We start from the raw sequence: 11,577 nt of genomic DNA on the forward strand, positions 1-11,577 counted from the left end.
GCGCAGGCTGGTCCAGGTCAGGCCTGTGCGGCGGCGCGCCGGAGCAGCACCCATGTCGACGCAAGCAGCGCTGCCGCCGCGACGGCTTGCGCAACCGCGAAGGTGCCCCAGGAACCCTGATATGCGCCGTCGGACCAGAAGGCGTTGCCGAGGTAGGTGAATCGGGGGCCGAGGAGCAGGGAGCCGAGCAGGAGCAGCAGTTCCGGGCCGAGGTAGGCGGCGACGGTCGCGGCGACGAAGGCCCGCTGGGATTCGTCGCCGGGCTCCGTGAGCGCGGTGGCCGCGCACAGCCCGCCGATCGCGACCACCGGCAGCAATGCCGCCAGCGCTCCCACCCCGGCCAGCACGGTCACGCTGCCGTATTCGTGCGGGATCCCGGCGAACAGCAGGATGAACTGCGCGGCGGCTGCGCCCACCACGACGTAAGCGAGCGGGCGCCGGGTCGGCGGCACGATGCGGGCGCGCCGGGGCAGCACGTCGAACGGCGCCAGCCGCATGGCCAGCATGACGGTGAGGGCGATCACAGCGAAGAACTCCAGCCAGACCCACACATCGGCCTCGGCGTGGATCGAGGCGAGCGCGTCCACGAGGCAGTAGACCGCGTTCGCGACGACCAGTCCGCTACCGACCGCGCCCCGTCCGCCGGGGCGCTCCATCAGCACCAACCCGGCGAACAGCAGGGCGAACCGGATCAAGAGGTAGCCGAGCCCCAGGAAGCTCGAAGCGGCGATCATCGGGGTGGAGACGAACAACGTGGTCGCCGCGACCGCCGCGGCTGCCGCGAAAAGCACCTTCGGGCTGCGGAGCCACACCGGGGTCCGCACGCGGCTGCGCCAGTCCCCATCGACCGGCGGTGGCGCCGTTCGCGCGCGGGCCCAGTCGAGCACCGCCGCCATCCTCGCCGACAGGTTGCCGACGCCCGGCGGGCTGACCGCGTTGCGCAACTCCGCTGCCAACGCGGAAAACGGCACGCTCGCCGCGCTTGCCGCCACGACGCTCAGCGCTTGTGGCAGCCGCCCGCAAAGTTCGATCAGCTCGTCGGCGGCCTGCGGCTCGGCCGCCAGCCGGTCCTCCCCCAACCGGCGGACCAGGAGCTCGCGCGCCTCGCCCGCGCTGAGCACGTCCAGCATCACCGAGCGGGCGCCCTCGGCGATCAGGCCGGTCAGCGGGTTTCGGCTGGTCAGCACGATGAAGGAGTTGGAACCACCGGGCAGCAACGGGCGCACCTGCTCGGCGTCGCGGACGTCGTCCAGCACCACCAGAACCCGCTTGTCGGCCAGCAACGTGCGGTACCGGGCCGCCTGAGCAGCAACGTCCGACGGAATCCTGTCTTCTCCCAAGGCTTCCAGGAAACTCCGGAGCACATCGCCGGGTCGCGCCGGCCAGCCGGAAGGGTCAGAACCCCGCAGGTCCGCGTACAACTGCCCGCCGGGGAACCGGTCCGCCACCTGATTCGCCCAGTGCACCGCCAGGGCCGTCTTGCCGATGCCCGTGGTGCCCTCGACCGCCGCGATCACCACCGCCCGGGCGGAATCCGCCAGCACGGCGTGCAACGCGGCCAGTTCATCCGCCTGCCCGGCGAACGGGGCAACGGCCTGCGGCAGCTGCCGCGGCACCACCGGCGCCTGGTGCTGTCCGCCGAAGTGAACACCGCCGTAGACGGCACCCACCTGCGCAACCGGCCCGTTGACCGTGCCGCTCTGCTCGTTGTTCGTCTCGCCCTCATCGCCCACGAGCCACCCACCCCCATGCCATCTGGCCCAATGCGACGTTACCGGACGATCTTAGCGCCAGCGGTGAAAACCCGTGCGGGGAAAGGACATGTGCGGGTCCGCCTCGTCAGGCCGGGGCGGGCCGCAGCCGCGCGACGAAGTCCGCGAACTCGGCCTGCTGCTGCGGGGTCATCACGCCCTTCGGGACCACCACGGCCTGCGCCTTGCCGAACATCACGTACCAGACCTCGGGAGTTTCCACCGCGCGCCCGAGACCGGCCCACCAGAGCCGCGACTCGCACAACGGGTAGGAGATCTGCATCCACTCGTCGTTGAGCACCAGGCGGAATCCCTGCTTGATGGCCGCGGCCTGCATCCGCATCACCACCGCCACCAGGATCGGCCCGATCGCGAACACCAGCACCAGTCCGCCGACCACCGCCGTGTACCCGAACGGGTCCGATGGGTCCAGCACGACCAGGAGGAGCCCCAGCAGCGCGAGCACCCCGCCAAGGATGCGGATGAGCATCAGCTGGTTGCGAACCAGGAACCGGATGGTGCGCCGCAGCTGCTGCGCGTCGTAGGGGACCTCGAAGTACATCTGCACCGGTGCATATTAGGGCGCGCACCACCGTTTTCACGGCCCCGGGCAGGTATCGAGACTGCAACTTCCTCGGCGCGGTTGAGGGAGCGCCGATCGACGCGCCCTCGAGTCGCGAGACGCGGGCACACCAGCCGCTCGAGGGCTCGATCGAAGCACCGGGCACAGTCGTCCGACAGCGGTCACACAGGCATCAAACCGGTAAATTTCACCTTAATCCAACGTATGACTCGACCCACCTTGACAGCAGCGCGCTTCGCATTCACTCTTTCGTGCCATTAACCTGTCCGACAGCCGGACAGCCAGGCATGGCGTCCGGCGCATCGGCGCGATGGAAGCAGTCCTCGCCCACCTGCGCGACGCGATCGAGCGGGGCGAGTACGCGGTCGGCGACAAGCTGCCTGCCGAGGCCAGCCTCGGCAAGGAGTTCGAAGTCAGCCGGTCGGTCGTCCGGGAGGCGCTGCGGGGCCTCCAGGCCCTCGGCCTGACGGCGTCGAAGACCGGCAAGGGCACGTTCGTGGTCTCCAACCGGCCAGTCGACAACCCGGTGTTCGGTCCCTACTCGGCGCGGGACATCCTCGAAGTCCGACGGCACGTGGAGGTCCCGGCCGCGGCCTACGCCGCCCAGCGGCACACCTCGGACCACCTGGATGCACTCACCGAACTGGTGGAGCGGATGGAGCAGGAGACCGACAACACCGCTTGGGTGGCGTTGGACTCGCTGTTCCACATCACCATCGCCCAGGCATCGGGCAACCCGGTCTTCGGGAAGGTGATCGAGGAGATCCGGGACGCGCTGGCCAGGCAGTCGACCCTGCTCAACCAGCTCACCGACCGGCGCACGGCGTCCAACGTCGAGCACCGGATACTCCTCGAAGCGATCGGTCGCGGCGACGAACTCGCCGCGACCGAGGCGATGACCCAGCACCTGACGCGTGTCGAAAGCACGCTCAGCAACATCGTCGGGCCCAAGACCGCGACCGCGGCTCCCGCAGTGGATGAGAACGGGAAGTCTGAATCCAATGACCGACCAGACCCTGCGGCCGTCGCAACGTGGCGACGGGCCCGCCGACGCCGGTGACGCCGGTTACAGCAAGTTGCTGAAAGCGCGGCACATCAACATGATCGCCATCGGCGGGGCGATCGGCACCGGGCTGTTCCTCGGAGCCGGTGGCCGGCTCGCGCAGGCCGGCCCGTCGCTGGCGATCGCCTACGCGGTGTGCGGGTCGTTCGCGTCGTGCTGCTGGCGATGCTCATGCCGTGGGACGGCTACAGCAAGGGCGAGAGCCCGTTCGTCACCGTGCTCTCCCACCTTCGACGAAATCGGCCGGCTCACCCTGATGGCCCTGCCGCTGATCATCATCGCGCTGGTCATCGGCTGGTTCCGGGTCCGCAAGCAGATCGACACCTCGGTGCTCGAAAAGGCCGGCGCATGACCCGGACGCCCCCGGTCGGCGTTCCCGCGCACGTGCCGCTCGTGCACGTGCTGCGGGACGGCCTCGTAGAGAGCGTCTGGCCCTGGAGCTGGCGGGCGTCGACGCGACGCTGCTCGCCCGGTTCACCCGCGACGACCTGAACGTCGCCGACGTCCTGAAGAGCTGACGAACGAGCAAGGGGTGCGAGTGCCGAAAGCTTCGGCGCTCACACCCCTTGGTCCGTCCACAGCGGATCCCCGGTCATCGGCGTTTGGCGTATATGTGGCTGGCGTGTTCCACCAGGGCGATCAGGACTTCCTTGGCCGAGTCGCGGTCGCGGGCGTCGCACGGGACGACCGGGATGCCTGGGTCGAGGTCGAGCGCCGTGGCTACCTCCTCCGCGCCGAAGCGCCGCGAGCCCGCGAAGTGGTTGACCGCCACGATGAACGGGATCTCGCGGCTCTCGAAGTAGTCCACCGCCGCGAAGCAGTCCCGCAGGCGGCGGGTGTCCGCAAGCACGACCGCGCCGAGCGCGCCCTGCGCGATGTCGTCCCAGAAGAACCAGAAGCGGTCCTGCCCGGGCGTGCCGAACAGGTACAGCGCGAACTTGTCCTGCAGCGTGATGCGGCCGAAGTCCATCGCCACAGTTGTGGTGGTCTTCTGCTCCACACCGCTGGTGGAGTCCACGCCGCGCCCGGCCTCGGTGAGCTGCTCCTCGGTGTGCAGCGGCCGGATTTCGCTGACCGCGCCGACCATCGTCGTCTTGCCGACGCCGAACCCGCCGGCGATCAGGATCTTCAGCGCGGTGCGGGGTGAGCCGGTCCGTTCTTCAGAGCGCGCGAAGGCCATTGATCACTTCCTGCAGGAGGTCTTCACCGGGCAGTTCGCGCGGTGGTGTGGGGCGTTCTACGTGGACGTGTCCGGCGTCGAGGAGATCGGCGAGCAGCACCCGGACGACGCTCAACGGCAGGTCCGCGCGGGCGGCGATCTCCGCGACCGACAGCTGTCGGCCCCGGCAGAGGTTGAGAATTCCGGCTTGTTCGGGGGTGAGCGTCAGGTCGTGTTCGGGGGCCGTGGTGGCCACGACGAGCGTGATGATGTCCAGGACGCCGCGGCGCGGCTGGGCACGTCCCCCGGTCATCGCGTACAGCCGCACCAGGGGGCCCGCATCGTCGTCGTACCAGTTCTGACCGGCCCCGCTCACGGCCGGCCGCCTTCTCCGGCTGCGGACGGCTTGCGGCCTCCCCCGCGCCGCGCCGGGTGCGTCATAGTGCGCCTCCGGATTCGCCGCGTGAGCGTTCGGCGGCGTGCATGTGGTCGCCGACCTGGTTGATCAGGTAGACGTAGTGCGCAGACCCCCGGATTTATCTGTGGGGTTAGCACGTCGAGTCCGATCCTGACGTGCCCAGCGGTAACCCTGCCAACGTTAGATAGTTCGGTGCTGTATAGTTCTGGGTATGGCCGTCACGCTGCGATCGAACGCGAACATCACCTTTCAGTGCGCGTTCCGCGTCGTGTGGTGCCCGAAATACCGGCGCCGGGTCATCGGTGGCCGGATGGAGGAACGCTTGAAGCAGCTCATCCGGGAAGTCGTCGAGGAGAAGGGGGCGTGGCTGGTGGAGCTGGAAACGATGCCGGACCACGTTCACGTTCTCGTCGAAGTCGACCCGCAGTACGGGGTGCACAAGCTGGTCAAAGCGATTAAGGGACGTTCGTCGCGGGTGTTGCGGGAAGAGTTCCCGTGGTTGCGGTCGAAGCTTCCGACGCTGTGAACCAACAGCTACTTCGTCGCGACGGTCGGCGGCGCACCGCTGTCGGTCATCAAGCGCTACGTCGAACAGCAGAAGGCCCGGTGAGCCGATGCTGACGGGACGTCGCTACCGCTTGAAGCTCACCACCGCGCAGGCCGCCCAGTGCGAGGAGTTCGGCAATATCTGCCGGGCAGTGTGGAACACCGCCCTGGAACAACGCCGCGAGTACCGGCGGCGGGGGGCGTGGATGAACTACAACGAGCAAGCCGGACAGCTCGCCGACGCGAAAACCGAGCACGACTGGTTGCAGACCGTGCCGTCGCACATCCTCCAGCAGGCGTTGAAGGACCTGGACCGGGCGTGCCGCGACCACGGCACGTTCCGGGTTAAGTGGCGCGGCAAGCAGCGTTGGAACCCGTCGTTGCGGTTCCCGATGGGCAAGCTCATCGAGGTCGAGCGGCTGAACAAGCGGTGGGGACGGGCGAAGCTCCCGAAGCTGGGGTGGGTGCAGTTCCGCATGACCCGCCAGCTCGGCGGTGCCGTGCGGTCCGCGACAGTGTCCCGCGACGGCCGGGACTGGTTCGTGTCGTTCCTCGTCGACGACGGCGCCATCACCCCAGAACGGCACGCCGCACCCCACAGCGGCGTCGGTGTCGATCGTGGAGTCGCGGCAGCGGTAGCTACCAGTGACGGCAAGCTCATTGACCGCGATTTCGTCTCGCCTGGCGAGGATGAGCGTTACCGCGGGTTGCAGCAGAAGCTTTCCCGGCAGAAGCGGGGCAGCGCAAACCGTAAGAAGACGCTCGGCAAGATGCGCCGGTTGAAGCGGCGCGAACGCGACCGGCGAGCGGACTTCTGCTCGCAGGTCGCGGCCGAGCTCACCGACCGCAACGCGCTGGTCGTGCTGGAAGACCTCCGTACCCGGAACATGACCCGGTCGGCGAGCGGAACCGCCGGAGAACCCGGCCGGAACGTCGCCCAAAAGTCCGGCCTGAACCGCGCCATCCTCGACAAAGGCTGGCACAAGCTTGAACTGGCCCTGCGTAACGCTGCCCGCTATACCGGCAGCGAGATCGTGAAGGTGCCTGCTGCGTACACGTCGCAGACGTGCGCGGTGTGCCGTGCTGTGGACCCGGAAAGCCGTGAGAGCCAAGCGGTTTTCCGGTGTACCCAGTGCGGCCACACGGCGCACGCTGACGTGAACGCGGCGAAGAACATTCTCGCCGCCGGACGGGCGGTGACAGCCTGTGGAGACCTCGCCGTTAGGCGGTCCGTGAAGCAGGAACCGCAACCGGCGTTAGCGCTGGTTGGAATCCCCCGGCTTTAGCCGTGGGAAGGACGTCAACAGGCGCGCCATCTCGTAGGCGACGAGGCCGATGTCTGCACCCGCCTCGGCGAAGACCGTGAGGCACGTGCCGCCGCCGGCGGCCACGACGAACAGGTAACCGCCATCCAGTTCGATCATGGCCTGGCGGACGGAACCGGCGTCGAAGTGCCGTCCGGTGCCCTTGGCGAGGCTATGCAGCGCCGACGCGACAACGGCGAGGTGTTCGCCGTCCTCGTTGCTGACCCCCGAGGAAACCGCCATGGCCAGCCCGTCGTTGGACAGCAGCAGCGCGAGCGTGACTCGCGGCACGTTGTGGACCAGCTCGTCCAAGAGCCAGCTCAACTCCCCGGAATGTTCGGCCGTCCCAAACATCGGTTTGCTCCTCGATTTGCGGTGGAAGGGGTTCAGGCGTCGTCGGTCGGTGCGCCGCGCCCGCGGGCGAACCCCTGCTGCAGCGCGGACATCATGCTTCGCGCCTGCTCCGGCGACAGCGAGGCCGTCGGGGCCGACTCGGTCTTACTGTCCCGGAAATCGGTTGCTTGCAGCCCAGGGGCGAGGCTCGCCTGCCGGGTCCGGCGGGGCAGGACTTCGGTGTCCTGCTCGACTTCGACAGCGGCTTCCTCGGCCGGGGCTTCCTCGGCCGAGGCCGCGCCGATCGCCGCCGGCTCCCGCCAGACCGGCTGCCGCGTCGGCGCCGGGGGCTCGACCTTCGCCGGTACCCGGACCGGAAGCCGCGTCGCGACCGCCTTCTTCGGCAGCGCAGCGGGTTGATCGTCGGGCGCCGCGAACGACTCGGACGGCCATTCAGGCGGCTCCGAGGCCGGTTCCGAAGCGAGGATCGACATCGGAAGCAGCACCACCGCCGTGGTACCACCGTAGGGAGAGCGACGCAGCGACACGGTGCAGCCCTGCCGGTTTGCCAGGCGGCTCACCAGGAACAGGCCCAGCCGGTCGCCCTCGAACAGCTCCAGCTGGTGCGCTTCGGCGATCAAGCGGTTGGCCTCGTCCAGCCGCTCCGGGCTCATGCCCAGGCCGCGGTCCTCGATCTCCACGACGAACCCGGTGCCGACCGGCTCGCCGTGCACCAGCACGGTGCTGTCGGGCGGCGAGAAAGTGGTGGCGTTCTCCACCAGTTCGGCGAACAGGTGCGTGATGTCGGAAACCGACGAGCCGAGCACGGACAGCTGGGGCATCCGGCGGATTTCGACGCGCGCGTAGGCCTCGACCTCGGAGACGGCCGAGCGGACCAGGTTCATCAACGGCACCGGCTGGCGCCAGGCCCGGCCGGGAGTGGCACCGGACATGATGATCAGCCCCTCGGCGTGGCGGCGCATCCGCGTCGCCAGGTGGTCGACCCGGAACAGGTCTTCGAGCGCCGCCGGATCCTCCGTTCGGCGCTCCATCGCGTCCAAGATGCCGAGCTGCCGGTGCACCAGGGATTGGCTGCGCCGGGCCAGGTTGACGAACACGCCGGAGACGCCCGTGAGCAGTTCGGCGCGCTCGGCCGCGGCCTGCAGCGCCGCGCGTTGCACCGCGTTGAGCGCATCGCCGACCTGGCCGATCTCGCCCTCGCCGGGCGCGACCACCGGGACGTCGGCCTCGATGTCGATCTTCTCCCCGGTCCGGATCCGCCGCATCGCCTGCGGGAGCCGCCGATTCGCCAGCTCCAACGCCGAGTCGCGCAGGCCGACCAGCTCGATCACCATGCCCCGACCGATCCGGACGGAGACCACCAACGCGAGCAGCACGGCGAGCAGACCGAGGATCACCGTCAGCGCCGCCTGGGTCGTCACCGACTGGCCAGCCGATTCCGCCTGCGCAGCGCCCACGGCACGCGCATTGGCCTGGCTGGCGTCCACCGCCTGCTCCAGGACTCGCACCGCGCCGCGCCATTGGTCGAGGGAGAACGTGCTGGTGGCCGTGTCGAGCATTTCGCTCTGCATCGCGCTGAGTGACCGGTAGGCGTCGCCGTCGACGAGTTGCTGGTATGCGGCCCGGTTCGCATCCGGGAGGTCGGGCAGCAAGCTGGCGGTAAGCACCTGCTGGCCGCCGAGGGCGCCGGCGAACGCCCGGTGCTGCTCCGGTGTCATCCGCCCGGAAACGAGCGCCGAGGTCGCCACCGCGTCCTGGCGCGCGATCATCTCGGCCACGCGACTGTGCTGCAGGACGACCCGGGCGGTGGCCGCGGCCTGCCCGTCCTGCACCCCCGTCAACACCTCGCCCACCGCGAAGGCATCGTCGATCGCGGCGGTATACGCGTTGTAGGCGCTGTACCAGTCCGTTTGCTTCGCTACCAGGCGCGGGTGCTCATCCCGAACCTGGTCGAGGCCCTGCACGAGAACGTTGATGCGCTGGTTCACCTCGGGGGCGAGGCTCGCTATGTCGGCCTTGGCCACGGTCACGCCGTCGAGCAGCGCTGTCGCGGCCTCGGCCGTGCGCGCACGCTGCGCGGAGAGCGCCTGCTCCCCCGCGGCCCGCGGAGCGGCCAGGTACTGCACGGCCGCGGCGCGCTCGCCCTGCAGGCTGTCGAACAGGTTCCGCACTGGACCAGCCAGCTTCTCGTTGAGCTCCTCGACCTGGTGCAGCGTCCAGGCGTTCTGCACCGCCGAGACCGTGGCCAGCGACCACAGCGCCATGAGCGAGACCACCGGAACGGCGAGCAGCGCCACGGTTTTCGCGCGCACCGATTTCGGCTGCGGCAGACTCGGGAATCTGATTTTGGAATACCTGCGGGTTTCGGGCATGAACCATCCATCCCGGATTATAGAAGGAGAGCTTGTGGGCGGGTCGATCAATTCAGAGCGTTATTCACGAGCGTTACCACCCAAGGCGGTAGAATTCGAGCGCTGCGATAATGCGGATGATGGTAGGCAGTTCGGCGAGGCGTAAACATTCAGCGGGTTCGTGAGGGTTGAGCGGCCGGTCTCCGTGCTGAAGGTGATCTTGGGTGCCGAGTAGCCGGGGGGAATCTCACCCCCCGGCCCTCACAGAACCGTGCTTAACAGTCTCCCGTTACACGGCTCTTCTCATCAATCGTTAGAACGTGGTTACCCATTTCCAGTGGACGAATAGTGCGGGCTCTCGATTGATGAGTCCGCGCCACCACCGTTTGGCTTTCTTGAAGGTTCCCAGTCGTCGATACTTGTTGCGTGCCCATCGCACCAGGTAGGTGTTGATGCGTTGCAGGAGACGCTGTAACCTCGATTTGTTGAACCTGCCGTAGTAGTTCATCCAACCACGCACGATCGGGTTGATCCATTCGGCTAGGTCCGCGAGGTCGGTATTGCTGCGCTTATGGATGCGCCAGCCCCGCACTTTACGACTCATCGCTTTGAGCGCGTCAGGACTGACCGCAGGCGAGAATGTGGTGAACAGTTGCCCGTTCCTATTCTGCGCGCTACGTGCCCGGAACTCATACCCCAAGAACGTAAACGACGTGTACTCATGCGAGCCTCGCCGGTTATCGTCCTTGCAGAGCACGATCTTGGTTTTCTCGGGATGTAACTGAAGTCCCAAGTTTTCCAATCTCTCCGCGAGAGCATCGCGCACTCTTTGTGCTTGATACTCGGTCGTGCAGTGCAGCACGGCATCGTCTGCGTAACGCTCAAAACCCACGGTCGGGAACTCCCGTTCCAGCCACAGGTCCATCGCATAATGCAGAACCAGGTTCGCCAGCACGGGTGAAACCGCCGACCCTTGAGGCGTTCCGCGGACTCGTTCCGTCACGGCACCATCGGGTAGTTGCAACGGCGCTGTCAGCCACCGTTTCACATACAACAACACCCATCGGTCGGTGGTGTTGGCCTCCACCGCTTTAAGGACGAGTTCATGATCCAAGGTGTCGAAGAACTTCTGGATGTCCAGATCGACCACCCAGTTGCTCTCCCAGCACCGCTGACGACATTTCCGCAGCGCGTCATGCGCCGAACGTCCCGGCCGGTACCCGTACGAGTCGCGATGAAAGATCGACTCCGTCCGTGGTTCCAGCCGCAACGCCACCACTGTCTGCGCGACACGGTCCGCCACCGTCGGCACCCCAAGAATCCTCGTTCCACCATGCGGTTTCGGTATCTCCACCGCACGCACCGGAGGCGGGAAATACGTCCCGGACGACATCCGAACCCAAATCTTGTACAGGTTTCCCTGAAGATCGGCCTCGAACTCGTCTACGGACATCTTGTCCACCCCAGCGGCACCCTTGTTCGCCGCAACCCGTTTATACGCCTCCCACACAAGCTGCTTCGGTATCTGAAACGACCTGCTCTTCTGACCTGACTTGCTCACTCTTCGTCCTCCCAGAACGAACGCTCTGGTTGCTCGCGCGAACAAACCTCGATGAGCCGGCGCCTTCGCTCCACCCCCATTACAGGAGTTTCATCACTACTACGAGCCGGTCCGCCAGCGGATTCCGCAACGGTACTCAACACCTCACGATTTCTGTCGCTCAATGCTCTCCCTCTCACCACCCGACAAAGCCGGGCGGACATATCGGAACCCGAACCCGCCTTCCCAAGTTCCGTGCAAGAGCCGCAGAACAGGCTCACGCCGCCTCTGTGCCGGGCACCGCCTGGCCAATAAACGGGACTCCCGCCAGACTCATCCCGGGATCGCATTGGTCACCCCGGTTCTGATGCCGATTTCTAAGTAACGACACTTCATCAGCGGTTCACTCACGTTCGCCTTCCTGTTCCCTACCTGACACCTCAAACGGATGCCTTTTCCTCATCGCTCAGCACCACAGTCTTCAGCTAAGGCACCATGAGGTGGTTTG

General features: G+C 67.1%; 9 protein-coding genes and 2 pseudogenes. 4 read left to right on the forward strand and 7 right to left on the reverse strand.

Going from position 1 to position 11,577, the window contains the following annotated elements:
- Positions 1–17 precede the first annotated feature (17 nt).
- Positions 18–1,733 carry an NB-ARC domain-containing protein gene (locus FDZ84_RS32560; protein WP_168588974.1) on the reverse strand — a complete coding sequence of 572 codons (1,716 nt, stop codon included), beginning with the start codon at positions 1,731–1,733 and terminating at the stop codon, positions 18–20.
- A gap of 106 nt (positions 1,734–1,839) precedes the next feature.
- Positions 1,840–2,313, reverse strand: a complete 474-nt coding sequence (locus FDZ84_RS32565; RefSeq protein ID WP_246869264.1) for a YcxB family protein — start codon at positions 2,311–2,313, stop codon at positions 1,840–1,842.
- A 331-nt stretch (positions 2,314–2,644) separates the two neighbouring features.
- On the opposite strand from FDZ84_RS32565, the gene FDZ84_RS32570 reads away from it, so the two are divergent.
- On the forward strand, positions 2,645–3,394 hold the full coding sequence (locus FDZ84_RS32570) for a FadR/GntR family transcriptional regulator (RefSeq protein ID WP_168588976.1): 750 nt from the start codon (positions 2,645–2,647) through the stop codon (positions 3,392–3,394).
- Positions 3,336–3,548 (forward strand): annotated as a pseudogene (locus tag FDZ84_RS32575) (L-asparagine permease); the annotation flags it as partial. The gene FDZ84_RS32570 and the pseudogene FDZ84_RS32575, both read left to right, overlap by 59 nt.
- 441 nt (positions 3,549–3,989) lie before the next feature.
- Here the strand turns inward: FDZ84_RS32575 and FDZ84_RS32580 are convergent.
- Both FDZ84_RS32580 and FDZ84_RS32585 read right to left on the reverse strand, forming a co-directional pair.
- On the reverse strand, positions 3,990–4,577 hold the full coding sequence (locus FDZ84_RS32580) for an ATP/GTP-binding protein (protein WP_168588977.1): 588 nt from the start codon (positions 4,575–4,577) through the stop codon (positions 3,990–3,992).
- Positions 4,558–4,932, reverse strand: a complete 375-nt coding sequence (locus FDZ84_RS32585) for a DUF742 domain-containing protein (RefSeq protein ID WP_223838482.1) — start codon at positions 4,930–4,932, stop codon at positions 4,558–4,560. The genes FDZ84_RS32580 and FDZ84_RS32585 overlap by 20 nt, the downstream gene beginning before the upstream one ends.
- 253 nt (positions 4,933–5,185) lie before the next feature.
- Here FDZ84_RS32585 and tnpA point away from each other — a divergent pair.
- Positions 5,186–5,584 (forward strand): annotated as a pseudogene (gene tnpA, locus FDZ84_RS32590) (IS200/IS605 family transposase).
- A 4-nt stretch (positions 5,585–5,588) separates the two neighbouring features.
- Positions 5,589–6,806: an RNA-guided endonuclease TnpB family protein gene (locus FDZ84_RS32595; RefSeq protein WP_168588978.1), complete on the forward strand. Its 1,218-nt coding sequence runs from the start codon at positions 5,589–5,591 to the stop codon at positions 6,804–6,806.
- Here FDZ84_RS32595 and FDZ84_RS32600 read toward each other — a convergent pair.
- The 3 genes from FDZ84_RS32600 to ltrA form a co-directional block, all read right to left on the reverse strand.
- On the reverse strand, positions 6,777–7,178 hold the full coding sequence (locus FDZ84_RS32600) for a roadblock/LC7 domain-containing protein (RefSeq protein ID WP_168588979.1): 402 nt from the start codon (positions 7,176–7,178) through the stop codon (positions 6,777–6,779). The two genes, FDZ84_RS32595 and FDZ84_RS32600, sit on opposite strands and share 30 nt — an antisense overlap.
- 32 nt (positions 7,179–7,210) lie before the next feature.
- Complete coding sequence (locus FDZ84_RS32605) at positions 7,211–9,490, reverse strand: ATP-binding protein (protein ID WP_168588980.1); 2,280 nt, start codon at positions 9,488–9,490, stop codon at positions 7,211–7,213.
- Positions 9,491–9,842: 352 nt separating this feature from the next.
- The gene (ltrA, locus tag FDZ84_RS32610) at positions 9,843–11,090 is read right to left on the reverse strand and encodes a group II intron reverse transcriptase/maturase (RefSeq protein WP_168588981.1); all 1,248 of its coding nucleotides are present in this window, start codon (positions 11,088–11,090) and stop codon (positions 9,843–9,845) included.
- Positions 11,091–11,577 lie beyond the last annotated feature (487 nt).

The sequence above is a fragment of the Saccharopolyspora sp. ASAGF58 genome (assembly GCF_012277335.1).
GTDB classification, from domain to species: Bacteria; Actinomycetota; Actinomycetes; order Mycobacteriales; family Pseudonocardiaceae; genus Saccharopolyspora; species Saccharopolyspora hattusasensis.